The organism is Bacillus stratosphericus, from assembly GCF_020524495.1.
GTDB lineage: Bacteria > Bacillota > Bacilli > Bacillales > Bacillaceae > Bacillus > Bacillus stratosphericus_B.
In genome coordinates this window covers 96926-115414 of sequence record NZ_JAIVLB010000001.1, presented here as the reverse complement: position 1 = coordinate 115414, position 18489 = coordinate 96926, and the positions used below count along the sequence as shown (strand labels likewise).

The 18489-nt window shown below is 41.3% G+C and carries 19 protein-coding genes; all 19 read left to right on the top strand.

The features are described from left to right. Window positions 1-14: 14 nt before the first annotated feature. The 19 genes from infB (at window position 15) to LC033_RS00550 (ending at window position 18473) form a co-directional block, all read left to right on the top strand. A complete protein-coding gene (gene infB, locus LC033_RS00640) occupies window positions 15-2135 on the top strand; it encodes a translation initiation factor IF-2 (RefSeq protein ID WP_226566374.1) in 2121 nt (706 codons plus the stop codon). Then, complete coding sequence (locus tag LC033_RS00635; RefSeq protein ID WP_226566373.1) at window positions 2132-2410, top strand: DUF503 domain-containing protein; 279 nt, start codon at window positions 2132-2134, stop codon at window positions 2408-2410. Before infB ends, LC033_RS00635 begins: the two co-directional genes overlap by 4 nt. A 17-nt stretch (window positions 2411-2427) precedes the next feature. Then, window positions 2428-2778 carry a 30S ribosome-binding factor RbfA gene (rbfA, locus tag LC033_RS00630; protein ID WP_226566372.1) on the top strand — a complete coding sequence of 117 codons (351 nt, stop codon included), beginning with the start codon at window positions 2428-2430 and terminating at the stop codon, window positions 2776-2778. Between the two features lie 68 nt (window positions 2779-2846). Next, on the top strand, window positions 2847-3776 hold the full coding sequence (truB, locus tag LC033_RS00625) for a tRNA pseudouridine(55) synthase TruB (protein WP_226566371.1): 930 nt from the start codon (window positions 2847-2849) through the stop codon (window positions 3774-3776). A gap of 18 nt (window positions 3777-3794) precedes the next feature. Further along, window positions 3795-4760 (top strand): bifunctional riboflavin kinase/FAD synthetase, encoded by a 966-nt coding sequence (ribF, locus tag LC033_RS00620; RefSeq protein ID WP_226566370.1) that lies wholly within the window; start codon window positions 3795-3797, stop codon window positions 4758-4760. Window positions 4761-4900: 140 nt separating this feature from the next. Further along, window positions 4901-5170, top strand: a complete 270-nt coding sequence (rpsO, locus tag LC033_RS00615) for a 30S ribosomal protein S15 (protein ID WP_008354438.1) — start codon at window positions 4901-4903, stop codon at window positions 5168-5170. A 181-nt stretch (window positions 5171-5351) separates the two neighbouring features. Then, entirely contained in the window at window positions 5352-7481 is a 2130-nt protein-coding gene (pnp, locus tag LC033_RS00610; protein ID WP_226566369.1) for a polyribonucleotide nucleotidyltransferase, read from the top strand. 112 nt (window positions 7482-7593) lie between these two features. Then, entirely contained in the window at window positions 7594-8547 is a 954-nt protein-coding gene (locus LC033_RS00605) for a polysaccharide deacetylase family protein (RefSeq protein ID WP_226566368.1), read from the top strand. Between the two features lie 33 nt (window positions 8548-8580). Further along, a complete protein-coding gene (locus LC033_RS00600; protein WP_226566367.1) occupies window positions 8581-9810 on the top strand; it encodes a M16 family metallopeptidase in 1230 nt (409 codons plus the stop codon). 70 nt (window positions 9811-9880) lie between these two features. Further along, window positions 9881-10063 (top strand): phosphotransferase, encoded by a 183-nt coding sequence (locus LC033_RS00595; protein ID WP_226566366.1) that lies wholly within the window; start codon window positions 9881-9883, stop codon window positions 10061-10063. 242 nt (window positions 10064-10305) lie between these two features. Next, window positions 10306-10578 carry a YlmC/YmxH family sporulation protein gene (locus tag LC033_RS00590; RefSeq protein ID WP_008344726.1) on the top strand — a complete coding sequence of 91 codons (273 nt, stop codon included), beginning with the start codon at window positions 10306-10308 and terminating at the stop codon, window positions 10576-10578. Between the two features lie 126 nt (window positions 10579-10704). Beyond that, window positions 10705-11607 carry a dipicolinic acid synthetase subunit A gene (dpaA, locus tag LC033_RS00585; protein ID WP_226566365.1) on the top strand — a complete coding sequence of 301 codons (903 nt, stop codon included), beginning with the start codon at window positions 10705-10707 and terminating at the stop codon, window positions 11605-11607. Further along, window positions 11604-12197: a dipicolinate synthase subunit B gene (gene dpaB, locus LC033_RS00580; RefSeq protein WP_226566364.1), complete on the top strand. Its 594-nt coding sequence runs from the start codon at window positions 11604-11606 to the stop codon at window positions 12195-12197. Before dpaA ends, dpaB begins: the two co-directional genes overlap by 4 nt. Before the next feature lie 131 nt (window positions 12198-12328). Next, window positions 12329-13348 (top strand): aspartate-semialdehyde dehydrogenase, encoded by a 1020-nt coding sequence (gene asd, locus LC033_RS00575; protein ID WP_226566363.1) that lies wholly within the window; start codon window positions 12329-12331, stop codon window positions 13346-13348. A gap of 92 nt (window positions 13349-13440) precedes the next feature. Then, window positions 13441-14655, top strand: coding sequence for an aspartate kinase (dapG, locus tag LC033_RS00570; RefSeq protein WP_226566362.1), 1215 nt, complete (start codon window positions 13441-13443; stop codon window positions 14653-14655). 30 nt (window positions 14656-14685) lie between these two features. Beyond that, window positions 14686-15552 carry a 4-hydroxy-tetrahydrodipicolinate synthase gene (gene dapA, locus LC033_RS00565; RefSeq protein ID WP_226566361.1) on the top strand — a complete coding sequence of 289 codons (867 nt, stop codon included), beginning with the start codon at window positions 14686-14688 and terminating at the stop codon, window positions 15550-15552. Between the two features lie 172 nt (window positions 15553-15724). Next, a complete protein-coding gene (rnjB, locus tag LC033_RS00560; RefSeq protein ID WP_226566360.1) occupies window positions 15725-17392 on the top strand; it encodes a ribonuclease J2 in 1668 nt (555 codons plus the stop codon). Between the two features lie 119 nt (window positions 17393-17511). Then, window positions 17512-18240 carry a ClpP family protease gene (locus LC033_RS00555; protein WP_226566359.1) on the top strand — a complete coding sequence of 243 codons (729 nt, stop codon included), beginning with the start codon at window positions 17512-17514 and terminating at the stop codon, window positions 18238-18240. Then, entirely contained in the window at window positions 18237-18473 is a 237-nt protein-coding gene (locus LC033_RS00550) for a YlzJ-like family protein (protein WP_226566358.1), read from the top strand. Before LC033_RS00555 ends, LC033_RS00550 begins: the two co-directional genes overlap by 4 nt. Window positions 18474-18489 lie beyond the last annotated feature (16 nt).

Here is an 18489-nt window from a genome sequence, read left to right as displayed (position 1 = left end):
TTGGAGGTGAACGAATGGCTAAAGTAAGAGTATATGAATACGCAAAAGCCATAGATGTTTCAAGTAAAGATATAATAGCAGCGCTTAAGGATATGAACGTTGAAGTGAACAACCACATGGCGGCGCTTGAAGACGACACTGTAAAAAAGCTAGATGCTATCTATAAAAAACCCAAAGCAAAAGAGACAGCTAACGAGAAACCCGCAGAACAAAAAAAACAATCATCTAACAAAAACAATGATAGAAAGAAGAATGACGTGCAGAATAATCAATTTAATAAAAACAAAAAATACAACAACCAAAACAAAAACAAAAATAAACGCGGTGGCAATAACAAGCAGCAGCATCAGCAAGCAAGGCCTGTGAAGCCTAAAAAAGAGCTTCCTGAAAAAATTGAATTTACAAATTCAATGACAGTCGGCCAGCTTGCTGAAGAGCTTGGAAAAGAAACAGCTGAAATCATCAAAAAGCTGATGATGCTTGGTGTAATGGCTACTATTAACCAAGAGCTGGATAAAGATACAGTGGAATTAATCGCTTCTGAATATGGTGTTCCAGTAGAGGAAGTGATCATTTTAGAAGAAACTGAACTTGAAAAGTATGAAGTTGAAGATAAAGTAGAAGATATGCAAGTACGTCCTCCAGTTGTTACGATCATGGGGCACGTTGACCACGGGAAAACAACGCTTCTTGACAGCATTCGTAAAACAAAAGTCGTCGAAGGCGAAGCTGGTGGAATCACGCAGCATATTGGTGCTTACCAAATCGAAGAAAACGGCAAGAAAATTACGTTCCTTGACACACCTGGACACGCAGCTTTCACAACAATGCGTGCACGTGGTGCCGAGGTAACAGATACAACAATTTTAGTCGTTGCAGCAGATGATGGCGTGATGCCGCAAACGATTGAAGCCATTAACCATGCGAAAGCGGCTGAGGTACCAATCATTGTGGCTGTCAATAAAATTGACAAACCAACAGCTAACCCTGACCGTGTGATGCAGGAATTAACTGAGCATGGGCTTGTACCAGAAGCTTGGGGCGGCGAAACGATCTTCGTTCCACTATCTGCGAAAACAGGTGAGGGCATTGACGAATTGATCGAAATGATCCTTCTTGTCAGCGAAGTAGCAGAACTGAAAGCCAACCCAAATCGTGTGGCAAAAGGAACTGTAATTGAGGCTGAGCTTGATAAAGGAAGAGGATCTGTTGCAACCCTTCTTGTTCAAACTGGTACACTTCATGTAGGTGATCCAATTGTTGTCGGAAATACATTTGGCCGTGTTCGTGCAATGGTTAATGACATCGGACGCCGCGTGAAAACCGCAGGACCATCTACACCTGTTGAAATCACTGGTTTAAATGATGTACCGAATGCAGGGGATCAGTTCCTCGTATTCAAAGACGAAAAAACAGCTCGTCAAGTGGGTGAGGCGCGTGCTTCAAAACAAATTGATGAACAGCGTTCAGACAAAGCGAAATTATCTCTAGATGATCTATTTGAGCAAATCAAACAAGGCGACGTGAAAGATATCAACTTGATCGTGAAAGCAGACGTACAAGGTTCTGCGGAAGCACTGACAGCATCTCTTCAAAAGATTGAAGTAGAAGGGGTAAAAGTGAAAATCATCCATACGGGTGTTGGAGCAATCACCGAATCTGATATCATTTTAGCAAGTGCTTCAAATGCGATCGTGATTGGATTTAACGTACGCCCTGATGGAAATGCGAAGAGCACAGCTGAAACAGAAAACGTAGATATCCGCTTGCACCGCATTATCTATAAAGTCATCGACGAAATTGAAGCTGCGATGAAAGGGATGCTTGACCCTGAATATGAAGAAAAAGTCATTGGTCAAGTTGAAGTTCGCCAAACGTTCAAAGTGTCTAAAATCGGTACAATTGCTGGTGGTTATGTCACTGAAGGAACGATTACAAGAGATAGTGGTATCCGATTAATTCGTGATGGCGTCGTGATTTTTGAAGGCGAAGTCGACGTGTTAAAACGATTCAAAGATGACGTGAAGGAAGTTTCACAAGGCTATGAATGTGGTATTACCATTAAGAAATACAATGATATCCGTGAAGGTGATGTCATGGAATCATTTGTTATGCAAGAAATTGAAAGAAAATGATCGGTTATACCGAATGTGAGTGCATGATCTATGATGCATCCTCACTGAAGGGAAAACGAGCGGTTCTTCAGCGTATACTGACAAGAACGCGCCAAAAATTCAATGTGACCATTGCTGAAATGGACTATCAGGATACATGGCAGCGTACATCGATTGGAATCGCCGTTATTTCCTCATCTCGGGTTCAAGTGGAAAAAGAACTACAGCGCATTTTAAGCTTTATCGATTCTTTTCCTGAAATTGAACGAACGATCACGAAAACAGAGTGGTTTTAATTAGAGGTGATAAGATCATGAGTATGAGAGCAACCCGTGTGGGTGAGCAAATGAAAAAAGAATTGGGCGACATTCTTGGCAGAAAGCTAAAAGATCCAAGAATCGGCTTTTTGACTGTTACCGATGTAGAAGTGTCTGGTGATTTGCAAATTGCCAAAGTCTACATTTCCGTTCTTGGCGATGAGAAGAAAAGAGAGGAAACCTTAAAAGGACTGGCAAAGGCTAAAGGGTATATCCGCTCTGAAATTGGCAATCGAATCAGACTTCGCAAAACACCAGAGCTGCAATTTGAATTCGATGAATCAGTTGATTATGGTAACAGAATCGAAAGCCTGATTGCAGAACTAAACACAAAAGATCACGAATAAGACGTTGAAATAAGGATAGGCGATGATCGTCTGTCCTTTTTCATCGTTTATGAAAGGAGAGAACGCAGATGATAAACGGTGTTCTTTTATTACATAAAGAAAGAGGAATGACCTCTCATGACTGTGTGTTCAAAGTGAGAAAGATATTACACACGAAAAAAGTCGGACATACAGGAACCCTCGACCCAGAGGTGTCAGGCGTGCTGCCCATTTGTATTGGCAGAGCGACGAAAATTGTTGAGTACTTAACAGATAAATCGAAAACGTATGATGCAGAAATCACGATTGGTTTTTCTACGACGACAGAAGATCAAACAGGTGAGGTAGTAGAAGAAAAAAAGGTGGAAAAACCGATGTCAAAAGATGAAATTGATGCCACACTGAAACAGTTTGAAGGAACCATTGAACAAATTCCTCCTATGTTTTCTGCTGTCAAAATTGGCGGGAAAAAGCTGTATGAATATGCAAGAGAAGGAATTGAAATCGAGCGCCCTAGCCGTAAAATGACCATTCACCGCATCGAGCGGACAACACCTGTCACATTTGAAGATGGCAACGTGTCATTCAGGTTCACCGTTCTGTGCTCAAAAGGGACATATGTCAGAACCTTAGCGGTTGATATCGGAAAAAAACTAGGGTTTCCGGCCCACATGTCACACCTCATTCGCACAGGGTCAGGTGACTTTACATTAGATGAATGTATCACCCTTGACGATCTGCGTGAGATCAGTGAGAAAGGAATGGTAAATGAGCATCTTGTACCGATCGAGCGTGCGCTCAATCATTTGCCGAAATGGGAGATAAATGATACATTAGCAAGGAAAGTGGAAAACGGTGCAGTCCTGCCAATGCCTGATGATTTTGCTCATTTGGCAGAGGAGGATCGTGTCGCGGTCTTTGCTCCTTCAGGTCGTTGTATGGGGATTTACATGAAGCATCCGGCCAAACAGAAGCTAATGAAGCCGGCGAAGATCTTATCTCAGGGCAAGCAATCTTAAAGAAAAGGTGACCATCTCGTGAAGACTATACATATTTCACACCCACATAGATTGAATCAAAAGGATCAAGTCCCGTCTGTAATGGCTTTAGGGTACTTTGACGGTGTTCACCTCGGACATCAAAAAGTGATTGACGCAGCAAAAAGCATAGCGACAAAAGAAGGATTGGCCTTAGCTGTTATGACCTTTCACCCGCATCCCTCATATGTGTTGCAGAAAGCATGTGAACCAAAAGACTTAATTACTCCGCTTGAGGATAAAATTGATTTCATTGAAAAGCTAGGTGCTAACTATTTATACATTGTACAATTCAGTGAAAGCTTTGCAGCGTTATCCCCTCAGGAGTTTGTGGATCAATATTTGGCCAAGCTGAATGTGAAGCATGCAGTAGCCGGTTTCGATTTTACGTTTGGAAGGTTTGGTGCAGGCACAATGGAAACGTTCGATGAATACGGGAAAGGGCGTATCGCTGCGACCATCGTACCTAAGCTGTCCAATCAAGACCGGAAAGTCAGCTCCACTCTCATACGTTCCGCATTAAAACATGGAGACGTTGAATATGTGAGTGAACTGCTTGGGAAACCTTATCAGTTGCGCGGCATTGTGATTCATGGAGACAAACGAGGACGGACGATTGGCTTTCCCACAGCCAATGTCGGTTTATCTGCTGAATACATTATTCCGCCAACAGGCGTATATGCAGTAAGAGCCGAAGTGAATGGCAAGGTGTATGACGGCGTTTGTAACGTTGGCTACAAACCAACATTTTATGAAAAGCGTCCCGATCAGCCTGCCATTGAAGTGAACCTCTTTGATTTTAACGAAGAAATTTATGGAGAACCGATTAAATTACAGTGGTACAAACGCATCCGAAATGAACAAAAATTTAACGGAATCCAAGAATTAACGGCTCAAATTAGTCAAGATAAAGAAGAAGCGATTCAGTTTTTTCAAGATCATCTCAATGAAACAAAAAAATCATAGAAAAACCGCTCTATCATTTGCAAAATGAGCATATTTTTAGTATAATAATTCCTGTAGCTTTAAAACCACTTACTTGGCAGGCCGACTTCACCGACGGTTGCGAGGTAGATGGGGCTAACATGATTTGGAGGTGAAACAGGATGGCTATTACTCAAGAGCGTAAAACTCAATTAATTAATGAGTTCAAAACACACGAATCTGATACTGGGTCTCCAGAAGTTCAGATCGCTGTCCTAACAGAATCAATTAACAACTTGAACGAGCATTTACGTACTCATAAGAAAGATCACCACTCACGTCGCGGTCTTTTGAAAATGGTAGGTAGACGTCGTAATCTTCTTACGTATCTACGTAATAAAGACGTAACTCGTTACCGTGAGTTAATTAACAAACTAGGATTACGTCGATAATCGTAAAAAGCGGGAGGATTCCCGCTTTTTTATCGTATAATCACTAATATTTTGTGGTTAAAATGTTGAAAGAATGGCAAAAACCCTTCTACATACAGCTTTCACATTGATATGTGAAACTATTTTGTTCATAATAAGAAATAACCTAAAATTTTCCGACAAGAGAGGAGTTTATCATAGAATGGGACAAGAGAAACATGTCTTTACCATAGACTGGGCTGGACGTCAACTGACAGTTGAAACTGGCCAGCTTGCAAAGCAAGCAAACGGAGCGGTTCTCGTACGCTACGGAGATACGGCTGTGCTTAGCTCAGCAACAGCTTCTAAAGAACCAAAACCACTTGATTTTTTCCCGCTCACTGTGAATTACGAAGAAAGATTATACGCAGTAGGTAAAATTCCTGGTGGTTTCATTAAAAGAGAAGGTCGCCCAAGTGAAAAAGCAATCCTTGCGAGCCGCTTAATTGACAGACCGATCCGTCCATTATTTGCAGATGGATTTAGAAATGAAGTACAAGTCATTAGTATTGTCATGAGTGTGGATCAAGATTGTTCATCTGAAATGGCTGCAATGTTTGGCTCATCTTTAGCATTATGTGTGTCTGACATTCCATTTGAGGGACCAATCGCTGGCGTTACAGTAGGACGAGTGGATGGAAAGCTGATCATTAACCCAAATGTTGAACAGCTTGAACAGAGCGATATCAACCTTGTTGTGGCTGGAACAAAGGATGCAATCAACATGGTAGAGGCTGGTGCCGATGAAGTACCAGAAGAAACGATGCTTGAAGCAATCATGTACGGTCACCAAGAGATTAAACGCTTAATCGAATTCCAAGAAGAAATTGTAAAGGCAGTCGGTAAAGAAAAAATCGATATTCCTTTATATGAAGTCGATCAAACATTAGCAGACGAAATAAAAGAACTTGCTGAAGCTGACCTGCTGAAAGCGATTCAAGTACATGAGAAGCATGCTCGTGAAGATGCGATCAGTGCTGTGAAAAAAGCTGTGATTGAGAAATTTGAAGAAGCAGAGCGTGACGAAGCGACGATTAAACAAGCGAAGGATGTTTTAAACAAGCTTGTCAAAAATGAAGTTCGCCGCCTGATCACTGAAGAGAAAGTACGTCCAGATGGACGCGGTGTCGATCAAATCCGCCCACTCTCTTCAGAAGTAGGACTTCTGCCAAGAACGCACGGTTCAGGATTATTTACAAGAGGGCAGACGCAGGCACTTAGTATTTGTACATTAGGTGCACTTGGCGATGTGCAGATTCTTGATGGTCTAGGTGTTGAAGAGTCTAAACGCTTTATGCATCATTATAACTTCCCGCAATTCAGTGTTGGTGAGACAGGTCCAATGCGAGGCCCAGGCCGCCGTGAGATCGGACATGGTGCGCTCGGTGAACGTGCATTAGAGCCAGTAATCCCTTCTGAAAAAGATTTCCCTTACACGGTTCGCCTTGTGTCTGAGGTATTAGAATCAAACGGATCTACTTCACAAGCAAGTATTTGCGCAAGCACACTTGCAATGATGGATGCAGGTGTTCCAATTAAAGCACCAGTTGCAGGGATTGCAATGGGACTTGTTAAATCTGGTGAATACTACACAGTGCTGACAGACATTCAAGGAATGGAAGATGCACTTGGAGATATGGACTTTAAAGTAGCAGGTACATCAAAAGGTGTAACTGCGCTTCAAATGGACATTAAAATCGATGGTCTATCAAAAGACATTTTAGAAGAAGCCCTTCAACAAGCGAAAAAAGGAAGAATGGAAATTTTAGATAGCATGCTTTCAACGATTCCTGCTTCTAGAGGAGAATTGTCACGTTATGCACCAAAAATTCTAACAATGACAATCAACCCTGATAAAATTCGTGATGTCATTGGACCTAGCGGTAAACAAATCAATAAAATCATTGAAGATACCGGTGTGAAAATCGATATTGAACAAGACGGTACAATCTTTATTTCTTCTACAGAAGAAGACATGAACCAAAAAGCGAAGAAAATCATTGAAGATCTTGTCAGAGAAGTTGAAGTTGGGCAACTTTACTTAGGTAAAGTAAAACGCATTGAAAAATTCGGTGCCTTCCTTGAAATCTTCAGCGGCAAAGATGGACTTGTTCATATTTCTGAGCTTGCGCTTGAGCGTGTGGGCAAAGTAGAAGATGTCGTGAAGATTGGTGATGAATTACTTGTCAAAGTCACTGAAATCGATAAACAAGGCCGAGTGAACCTTTCTCGCAAAGCTGTTTTACGTGAAGAAAAGGAAAAAAAAGAAAGCAGTCTTAATGAGAACAAATAAAATGTGTTAGAAGCCAGGTATCCGTGCCAGGCTTCTTTCTTTTCCTGCGGGTAACAATGGTTCTAGCTTGTTTCTCCTCATCATAATTTGTGGTAAAAGGGAGGGACAACCAATGAAAAAAATGTTACCTATTATTGTGTTTGTATTTTTACTGCTCGTGTCATATCAAACGATGAAGCAGAAGGCTGCTGTCACATATGTTGAATCAATGAAAGAGCATGCCGAGGTTGCATCTGTTTCAAAAGATACGCTGTATCAAGAAATTAAATCGAAGTCTTCTGACTATGAAGTGAAGGCGCAAAATGCTAAGATTGATAAAGTGTGGAAAAAGGTGCCTGGCTTAAATGGACAGACAGTTGATATCGATGCTTCTTACGAAAAAATGAAGAAACTTGGAACATTTGATGAAAAACTACTTGTATTGAAAGAAACAATACCATCCATTCATTTACATGAACTTGGTGCTGAACCCATTTATAAGGGACATCCGGATAAGAAAATGAATGCATTTCTCATCAATGTGGCTTGGGGCGATGAGCATTTAATAAAGATGCTGAATACGCTAGAAAAGCATCAAGTCAAGGCGACCTTTTTCTTAGAAGGAAAATGGGTGAAAAATAGCACAGACCTTGCTAAAAAAATTGTGGAAAATGGTCATGAAATTGGAAATCATTCATACAATCACCCGGATATGCGCACACTGACAAGAGAACGAGCATTAGAGCAGATCATCAAAACAAATCGTCAAATTGAAGAATCCCTTGGGAAAAAACCAAAATGGTTTGCGCCTCCTAGCGGCAGCTTTAAAGAAGAAACAGTAAAGCTTGCCAAGCAAGAAGGCATGGAAACCATTATGTGGACAGTAGACACCATCGACTGGAAAAAACCGTCACCAGCTATTTTACAAAAGCGGGTGCTTGGGAAAATTCACAATGGGGCGATGGTATTAATGCATCCAACAGATGCAACGGCGAAAAGTCTTGACGCACTTATCACTCAAATCAAGGAAAGAGGATATGAAATAGGAACGGTTTCTGACCTCCTAAGTGAAAAAAGACATCCGTGATGCGATCTGTTCGTTGAATAGGAGGAGCAAAACTTGGTCAAAACGTATATATGCCAAAATGGAGTAAGAATTGTACTCGAAAACAATCCCACTGTGAGATCTGTCGCAATTGGCGTCTGGATTGGAACAGGTTCTAGACATGAAACACCAGGGATTAACGGAATCTCACACTTTTTAGAGCATATGTTCTTTAAAGGAACAAAAACGAGATCTGCGCGTGATATCGCAGAATCTTTTGACCGCATTGGTGGTCAAGTGAATGCTTTTACATCTAAAGAATATACTTGCTATTATGCAAAGGTGCTTGATTCACACGCTGGTTACGCCCTCGATGTATTAAGTGACATGTTTTTTCACTCCGCTTTTGATGAAGGTGAGCTGAAAAAAGAAAAAAATGTCGTCTATGAAGAAATTAAAATGTACGAAGATACACCTGATGACATCGTTCATGATTTGTTAAGCAAAGCTATTTACGGTGACCATTCATTAGGTTACCCGATTTTAGGAACAGAGGAAACACTCTCTACCTTTAACGGCGACTCACTTAGAGCATATATGGATGAATTCTACACCCCGGATCGTGTTGTCATCTCAGTTGCAGGGAACGTAGATGATACCTTTATTCACGAGGTTGAAAAATTGTTTGGCTCATATGAAGGTAAAGGGAAAAAGCAACCTGTAGAAGACCCGCAATTTCACTATGACAAGCTCACACGCAAAAAGGAAACTGAACAGGCGCACCTATGCATGGGCTTTAATGGTCTTCCTGCTGGAGATGAGGGCATCTATGACTTAATCGTCTTAAATAATGTTCTTGGGGGAAGCATGAGCAGCCGCTTGTTCCAAGATGTGAGAGAAGACAAAGGACTTGCTTATTCCGTATTTAGCTATCACAGTTCATTTGCAGATAACGGTATGCTGACCATTTATGGTGGCACTGGAGCGAAGCAGTTAAATCTTCTATCTGAAACCATCTTACAAACGTTAGATGTCTTAAAACGTGATGGAATCACACAGAAAGAACTTGAAAACTCTAAGGAGCACATGAAAGGCAACCTCATGCTAAGCCTTGAAAGTATAAATAGCAAGATGAGCCGAAACGGTAAAAATGAATTACTCCTTGGCAAACATCGTACGCTCGATGAAATTATTGATGAAATCAATCACGTCACATTAGACGGTGTGAACAACTTATCTAAAAGAATTTTTACAGAAGATTATGCGCTCTCGCTTATTAGTCCGACGGGTGATCAGCCATCATAATGTACATAACACGTCAGGCTTCTCATGAGGTCTGTCGTTTATTTTATATGAAGAAAGGGGATCTGCACTTATGAAAAATGAAGAACTGAAACGGCTTCCCCTTTCCTTAGAGAATATCCTTATACAAGGTAATCAGTATGCTGGCGTGATCGATTTTGATCAATCTAACCGGGGCGACCCATTTTATGATTTTTATAAACTGTCTTTATTTAGTCGAGAAAGCAGCCTTCCATATTCAGCAGGGCACAAATGATTTTTGGCTTCTTTTTTCCATCTACACAGCAATGAGTTGCATTTCTTCTATTGTCTGGACGTTTTCTATGATCCGGCACATGTAAAGGACATGATGAATCGAGTGAATAGAATGTTGATAGACCATGGTCGTTTTAACCTACTTATACCGACTTGGTATACCAATTGGCATCATGTTAAAGAGGATCCGGTCTATCCCACCTCCCTGCTGCATATATAATAAGGAAGGGAAGTGATGCGATTTTGAGGCTAAGTGAGCTGTCAGGAAAAGAGATAGTCGATATCAAAAGAGCGGAGCGGCTTGGCGTGCTTGGACAAACTGACCTTGAAATCAATGAACAAGACGGTCAGATCACAGCACTCATTATTCCTTCCGTGAAGTGGTTTGGATTTCGAAAACAAGGAAATGACATCCGCGTTCCGTGGAATCACATTCAAAAAATAGGATCAGATATGATCATTCTCGATGTGCCTGAAGAACTTCAGCCGCACGGGGAAAAAGAGCACCCATCATAAAAGAGGGTGCTCTTTTTCTTTTCTCCTCGAGATTTGTTCACAGGCTGAATCCTCTCCTCATATGCTGAAAGGGAGATTCAGAAAATATTACAGACTTTTTTAAAATAAAGAAGGTGAACGGTCAGAATGTTGAGCAGTTTAACGGTTGCAGTGATCGGAGGAGATGCAAGGCAGCTTGAAATTATACGCAAGCTGTCACAGCAACATGCCAAAGTGTTTTTGGTAGGATTTGATCAGCTAGATCATGGGTTTATCGGTGCTGAAAAACTGAAAATGTCAGAGCTTCCATTTGAACAGGTAGACAGTATGATCCTTCCCGTATCAGGCGCAACAGATGAAGGCGTCGTTGCCACGGTTTTCTCAAATGAGAAGGTCGTGCTCGAAAAAAAATATTTAGAAAGAACCCCTGCACATTGTACCTTGTATTCAGGTATTTCGAATACGTACTTAGACAATCTGGCAAAGCAGGTGAACCGGAAGCTTGTGAAGCTGTTTGAGCGAGATGATATTGCCATATATAACTCAATTCCAACAGTTGAAGGGATTATCATGATGGCCATTCAGCAAACGGACTATACGATTCATGGATCACATGTCGTCGTTCTCGGGCTTGGAAGAACCGGGCTCACAATTGCTCGCACATTTCGGGCATTAGGAGCGGACGTGAAAGTAGGTGCTGCTGATACAGCGCATTTAGCGAGAGCCTTTGAAATGGGAATTGATCCGTTTTCGATGGATCGCTTAAAAGAAGAAGTGACAGATGTTGATATCATCATCAATACGATTCCGAGTTTAGTATTAGATTCATCTGTCATCGTCAATATGACACCAAAGACACTCATTTTGGATATCGCCTCGCGCCCAGGCGGAACCGACTTTGATTTTGCGCAAAAGCACGGAGTGAAGGCGCTTCTTGCACCAGGTCTTCCGGGGATTGTTGCACCAAAGACTGCAGGACAAATCATTGCAAAAGTGCTTTCTGGGCTCTTATGTGAACTTGCGGAGGAAAAAAGGGGGATGGAATCATGACAACATTAAAAGGAAAAAGAATCGGCTTTGGTTTAACAGGTTCCCATTGTACGTATGAAGTCGTTTTTCCGCAAATTGAAGCACTCGTTAAAGAAGGGGCTGAGGTGCGTCCTGTGGTGTCTTATACGGTCCAAAGCACGAATACGAGATTTGGAGAAGGAGCGGACTGGATCGAGCGGATTGAAGAACTCACAGGATTTCAAGCGATTGACTCCATCGTAAAAGCAGAGCCACTCGGACCTAAACTTCCGCTTGATTGTATGGTCATTGCTCCTTTAACAGGCAATTCAATGGCAAAATTCGCAAATGCCATGACAGATAGTCCTGTTTTAATGGCTGCGAAGGCAACCATTCGAAATCATCGTCCCGTCGTTTTAGGCATCTCGACAAACGATGCATTAGGGTTAAATGGTACAAATCTCATGAGGCTCATGTCGACAAAGAACATTTTCTTTATTCCATTCGGCCAAGATGATCCATTCAAAAAACCGACATCCATGGTAGCACATATGGATCTACTGACTAAAACAGTAGAAGAGGCGCTCCAGCATAGACAAATTCAACCAATTTTAATTGGATCAAACGAATAATAGATTCACTAGAAAATCATGAAAGATTCAAAAAAGGTACTTCAAGCCTTGCTTTTCTATGGTAAAATAAAATGTAAAAAGTCATAGGATGACCACTCGAAATTATGGATGGGTCGGAAGGAGTTTTACTGATGGGAAGAGGATTGCATGTAGCTGTAGTTGGAGCGACTGGAGCTGTCGGTCAACAAATGTTAAAAACACTAGCTGACAGAGAATTTGAAATGGATACACTTACTCTACTATCCTCAAAACGTTCTGCTGGAACAAAAGTGACATTCAGAGGTCAAGAGTATACCGTTCAAGAAGCAACACCTGAAAGCTTTGAAGGGGTCAACATTGCATTATTCAGTGCTGGAGGAAATGTTTCCAAAGTGCTAGCTCCTGAAGCAGTCAAACGAGGTGCAATTGTTGTAGATAATACAAGTGCTTTTCGTATGGACGAAAATACCCCTCTTGTCGTACCAGAGGTAAACGAAAAAGATTTGCATGACCATCAAGGGATTATTGCAAATCCTAACTGTTCAACGATTCAAATGGTGGTGGCGCTAGAACCGCTTCGTCAGGCGTATGGAATGAAAAAAGTCATTGTGTCCACCTACCAAGCAGTATCAGGTGCAGGACATGAAGCCATTGACGAACTGTACAGTCAGTCGCAAGCCATTTTAAATAAAGAAGAGGTTACACCAGAAGTTATGCCATATCAAATTGCATTTAATGCGATTCCCCAAATTGATACATTTCAAGACAATGGGTTTACATTTGAAGAAATGAAAATGATCAATGAAACGAAAAAAATCATGCACTTGCCAGAGCTAGAAGTAGCGGCTACATGTGTGAGACTTCCAATTGAAACAGGACATTCAGAATCTGTTTACGTTGAACTAGATGCAACAAGTGCAACAGTGGACGACATCAAGTCAATTTTAAAAAATGCACCAGGTATTATGTTACAAGATGACCCATCTCAGCAAATTTATCCAATGCCTGCAGGTGCAGTTGGAAAAAATGACGTATTTGTCGGCCGCATTCGGAAAGATTTAGACCGTCCAAACGGGTTCCATTTGTGGATTGTATCTGATAACCTGCTGAAAGGTGCTGCATGGAACTCAGTTCAAATTGCAGAAAGCTTAAAAGCACTAAAATTAGTTTAACATTCAATGGATGATGAGGACGAACAGAAGAGAGTTAGGCATCTTTCGCCTGCTCTCTTCTGTTACGTCAGAATGAACTTGGAGTGAAAACAGTGAAAATAATTGTCCAAAAATTTGGCGGTACATCTGTCAAAGATGATCAAGGTAGAAAAAGGGCACTTGCACATATCTTATCTGCAAAAGAAAAAGGCTATAAATCGGTCGTCGTCGTTTCTGCAATGGGACGAAAAGGAGATCATTATGCGACGGATACGCTGCTTGGACTGCTGTATGGCAGTGCTCAGCACATGACAAATCGAGAAAAAGATTTGCTCGTTTCTTGCGGTGAAAATATTTCAGCTGTTGTTTTTTCAAGTATGCTGAATGAGAACGGTCTAAAGGCTTTAGCATTGACAGGTGCGCAGGCAGGCTTTGTGACGGATCAAGAGCATACGAATGCGAAAATTATTGACATGAAATGTGAACGTCTTGAAGCAGCACTTTCTGAACATGATATAGTTGTCGTTGCCGGGTTTCAAGGAGCCGCGAAAAATGGAGACGTGACAACGATTGGACGAGGCGGAAGTGATACGTCAGCTGCTGCTTTAGGGGCTGCATTGCAGGCAGACTTTATCGATATTTTTACAGATGTAGAAGGTGTCATGACAGCAGATCCTCGCATTGTAGAAAAGGCAAAACCACTACGAGTTGTGACGTATACTGAAATTTGTAACCTGGCCTACCAAGGAGCAAAAGTCATCCACCCACGGGCTGTTGAAATTGCCATGCAAGCAAAAGTGCCAATGAGGGTTCGCTCAACATACTCTAATGATGAGGGCACACTCGTGACGTCACACTACTCAGATAAAATGAGTCATGATGTGTATGATCGTCTCATTACGGGTATTGCACATGTCAATGATGTAACGCAAATCAAAGTCCCAGCAAAAGAAGGGCAATACAGCGTTCAAACAGAGGTCTTTAAAGCAATGGCAAACGCACAAATTAGTGTTGATTTCTTTAACATTACACCGAGTGAAATTGTCTATACAGTGACAGGTGCAATGACTGAAAAAGCAACAACGATCCTAAAAGACCTTGGTTATACACCGGTTGTAACAACAAACTGTGCCAAGGTATCAGCTGTTGGAGCAGGTATCATGGGTGTGCCAGGTGTCACATCTAAAATTGTATCGGCTCTATCAGAGCAAAACATCCCGATTTTACAATCTGCTGACAGTCATACGACTATTTGGGTGTTAGTGCACGAAGAAAACATGAGAGCGGCTGTTAATGCTTTGCACGAAGTGTTTGAACTTTCAAGATAAATGTGATTGAATCATGATGAGGTGAAAAAAATGAATTTCGGAAATATCGCAACAGCTATGATTACACCTTTTGATAAAAAAGGCAACATTGATTTCCAAAAGCTATCAATTCTCATTGATTACTTGTTAAAAAACGGCAGTGACTCTTTAGTCGTTGCAGGAACAACAGGCGAATCACCAACTTTATCGACTGAAGAAAAATCCGCTCTTTTTCAGCAAACGGTGAAATTAGCAAATGGTCGTTGTAAAATCATTGCAGGAACAGGCAGTAATAACACAAATGCGTCTATCAAACTAACGAAAAAAGCAGAAGAAGCGGGCGTTGATGCAGTGATGCTTGTCGTACCATACTACAACAAGCCATCACAGGAAGGCATGTATGCACACTTTAAAGCAATTGCCGAGTCTACATCTCTTCCTGTCATGCTTTACAATGTACCAGGAAGAACAGTTGCTTCATTATTACCAGAAACAACCATCAAGCTTGCGCAAATACCAAACATTGTCGCGATCAAAGAAGCAAGCGGCGATCTAGATACCATGACAAAAATCATTGCAGAGACGCCAGAGGATTTCGACGTATACTCAGGTGACGACAGCTTAACACTTCCTGCTGTAGCGGTTGGAGCAAAAGGAGTCGTCTCTGTGGCCTCGCATATCGTCGGACTTGATATGCAGCAAATGCTAAAAAGCTATGCTTCAGGTCAAACAGCCAATGCAGCATTGATTCATCAAAAGCTGCTTCCAATCATGAAACAGCTTTTCTCAGCGCCAAATCCAACGCCTGTCAAAACAGCCCTTCAGTTGAAAGGACTAGATGTCGGATCAGTTCGTCTCCCGCTTTTGCCTTTGTCAGAAGAAGAGAGACTGGATTTAAGCAACGTATTAAATAGCTGATCAAAACAAAAAATTTCGTAAACGGTCATTCTCAGATGTCCCTGAGTATGACCGTTTTTTTATACATAAACACTTTCTTAAAATGTGACTTCATCTTGTTTTCTAAAATTAGATTCAGTTATAATAGCATTAAGCGATGATGGACGGGCTTGAGACTAGGAGGATAAGAATTTTGAAAAAGAAAAATACAGAGAACGTAAGAATTATTGCACTGGGAGGCGTTGGAGAAATAGGGAAAAACTTATATGTCATTGAGATTGATTCCGACATATATGTCGTAGATGCAGGACTCATGCATCCAGAAAACGAAATGCTAGGCATTGACGTGGTCATTCCTGATATCTCTTATTTAACTGAACGAGCTGATCGGGTGAAAGCAATTTTTCTTACCCACGGACATGATGAGGCAATAGGAGGCGTATTCCATTGCTTAAGCAAATTGTCTGTACCAGTCTACGGAACGAAGCTGACCCTTGCGTTACTTCGAGAAAAGTTAAAACAATACGGCTTCAATCAAAAAGCTGATTTGCGTGAGGTGCATGCAAAATCGGTTATTACATTTGAAACAACAAAGGTATCATTCTTTAGAACGAATCACAGTATCCCTGATTCAGTCGGGATCAGCTTCAAAACCTCTCTTGGTTCAATCGTATGCACAGGTGATTTTAAATTTGATCAAACCCCAGCGCTTAACCAGGCCTGTGACATCGGAGAGATTGCGAAAATCGGAAATAATGGCGTTTTAGCACTTCTTTCAGACAGTGCGAATGCTGAAAAACCAGGTTATACACCTTCTGAGGCGCTCGTCCAAGACGAAATCTCAAATGCAATGTATAATGCTGAAAATCGTGTAATTGTGGCTGTATCTTCGTCAAATATTAACCGTGTACAGCAGATCATTAATGCAACGAACCAAAATGGCCGTAAGCTTGCAGTTGCAGGTAAGAATATGATGACAACCCTTCAACTTGCGATCAAACTTGGTTATGTGACAGCAGATGAAGAATTATTTGTACCAGTTCAAGAAGTGAAGAAAATGGCGAAAAATGATGTGGTCATCCTAACTGCTGGAAGCCACGGGGAACCGCTAGCTGCTTTAACCAAAATGGCCAAACAAAATCACAAACAGCTTCATATTGAACAAGATGATACTGTTGTGATAGCGTCTACACCTCTTCCTGGACAAGAACTCACGTATTCAAAAACGGTTGATTTCCTAACAAGAAGCGGAGCACAGGTGATTTTTGCTCAAAAGCGTGTGCATGTTTCTGGTCATGGCTGTCAAGAAGAGTTAAAACTGATGCTGAATTTACTAAAACCGAAATATTTAATCCCAGTGAATGGTGAATATCGTATGCAAAAAGCACATTCCCGTATTGCTGAGGAAGTGGGAATGAAACGAAGTGACATTTTCTTAATTGATAAAGGAGATGTTGTTGAATTCAGAGGACAGAACGTAAAGATCGGTGAAAAGGTTCACCAAGGGAACATTTTGATTGATGGTCTTGGCGTTGGCGATATCGGGAACATCGTTTTACGGGATAGACGTCTATTGTCTCAAGATGGAATCTTAATTGTCGTCATTACGCTCGATAAACAAAAGAAACAATTAATTTCTGGACCTGAAATCATCACAAGAGGATTCGTTTATGTGAGAGAATCAGAAGAGCTGATTGTCAAAGCGACAGACCTTGTAAAAGGCATTGTCAAAGAACAAACGGAAAACTCGGTGGTTGAATGGTCAACACTGAAACAATCCATGCGCGATGTATTAAATCAATTCCTATATGAAAAAACAAAACGTAAGCCGATGATCATTCCAATTATTATGGAAGTATGATGAGAAAGCCCAAGGAATACATGCTCTTTGGGCTTTTTTTATGTGGCAAGAGGAATGCGGATGGAATATGACCTTCTTGTTCATAATAGGAGGAGAGTTTTAGGAAAGGATGGAGACAAATGGACGAAAAAAATGAACAGCAGCCTGAGCAAAATCCTGAAGAAAAAGATAGCATTATGAGCAAAATACAGCAGCTTGGTGAAACAGATGTTCCACAACTGCCACAAGATACAAATATACATTGTCTGACCATTATTGGACAAATCGAAGGTCACATGCAGCTTCCGCCACAAAATAAAACAACCAAGTACGAACATGTCATCCCGCAAATCGTAGCAGTTGAACAAAATCCAAAAATCGAAGGCCTTTTAATCATTTTAAATACAGTGGGCGGCGATGTTGAAGCAGGGTTAGCCATTGCGGAAATGCTGGCGTCTTTATCTAAACCGACTGTATCGATTGTGCTTGGCGGCGGCCACTCAATTGGTGTCCCCATCGCTGTATCATGTGACTATTCATATATTGCAGAAACAGCCACTATGACGATTCATCCTGTACGCTTAACTGGCCTTGTCATTGGTGTCCCACAAACTTTTGAATACTTGGATAAAATGCAAGAAAGAGTCATTAATTTTGTCACAAGCCATTCAGATATTACAGAAGAGAAATTTAAAGAGCTCATGTTCTCAAAAGGCAATTTGACAAGAGATATCGGGACAAATGTCGTTGGTCATGAGGCAGCAGAGTACGGACTCATGAACGAAGTAGGCGGCGTAGGGCAAGCAATTAAAAAATTGAACGAACTGATTGGAGAGCGAGTATCTCAAAACGAGGGGCTGATCCAATGATTTTATACACACCTATGCCTTATGAAGCCATTTACGTTGAGGAGCATGGAGAACGCAAGTTACAGAAGGTCCAAATACAAGGCGTGCCAGTCATTGTTGAAATGAAAGAAGATGAAGCGGAAATTGTTCAAGTGATGAGCACCAATCCAATGGATTTCTTGAATCAAGAGCTTGCACCAGGCAAGCGATTGAAGTTACATTTAAGCACGAATCAAACCGACTCATATGAATGATTCTATGCTATAATAA

Coding starts and splice junctions, on each gene's coding strand:
- infB (WP_226566374.1), top strand. CDS start 15: ATGGCTAAAGTAAGAGTATATGAATACGCAAAAGCCATAGATGTTTCA.
- LC033_RS00635 (WP_226566373.1), top strand. CDS start 2,132: ATGATCGGTTATACCGAATGTGAGTGCATGATCTATGATGCATCCTCA.
- rbfA (WP_226566372.1), top strand. CDS start 2,428: ATGAGTATGAGAGCAACCCGTGTGGGTGAGCAAATGAAAAAAGAATTG.
- truB (WP_226566371.1), top strand. CDS start 2,847: ATGATAAACGGTGTTCTTTTATTACATAAAGAAAGAGGAATGACCTCT.
- rpsO (WP_008354438.1), top strand. CDS start 4,901: ATGGCTATTACTCAAGAGCGTAAAACTCAATTAATTAATGAGTTCAAA.
- pnp (WP_226566369.1), top strand. CDS start 5,352: ATGGGACAAGAGAAACATGTCTTTACCATAGACTGGGCTGGACGTCAA.
- LC033_RS00605 (WP_226566368.1), top strand. CDS start 7,594: ATGAAAAAAATGTTACCTATTATTGTGTTTGTATTTTTACTGCTCGTG.
- LC033_RS00595 (WP_226566366.1), top strand. CDS start 9,881: ATGAAAAATGAAGAACTGAAACGGCTTCCCCTTTCCTTAGAGAATATC.
- dpaA (WP_226566365.1), top strand. CDS start 10,705: ATGTTGAGCAGTTTAACGGTTGCAGTGATCGGAGGAGATGCAAGGCAG.
- dpaB (WP_226566364.1), top strand. CDS start 11,604: ATGACAACATTAAAAGGAAAAAGAATCGGCTTTGGTTTAACAGGTTCC.
- asd (WP_226566363.1), top strand. CDS start 12,329: ATGGGAAGAGGATTGCATGTAGCTGTAGTTGGAGCGACTGGAGCTGTC.
- dapA (WP_226566361.1), top strand. CDS start 14,686: ATGAATTTCGGAAATATCGCAACAGCTATGATTACACCTTTTGATAAA.
- LC033_RS00555 (WP_226566359.1), top strand. CDS start 17,512: ATGGACGAAAAAAATGAACAGCAGCCTGAGCAAAATCCTGAAGAAAAA.
- LC033_RS00550 (WP_226566358.1), top strand. CDS start 18,237: ATGATTTTATACACACCTATGCCTTATGAAGCCATTTACGTTGAGGAG.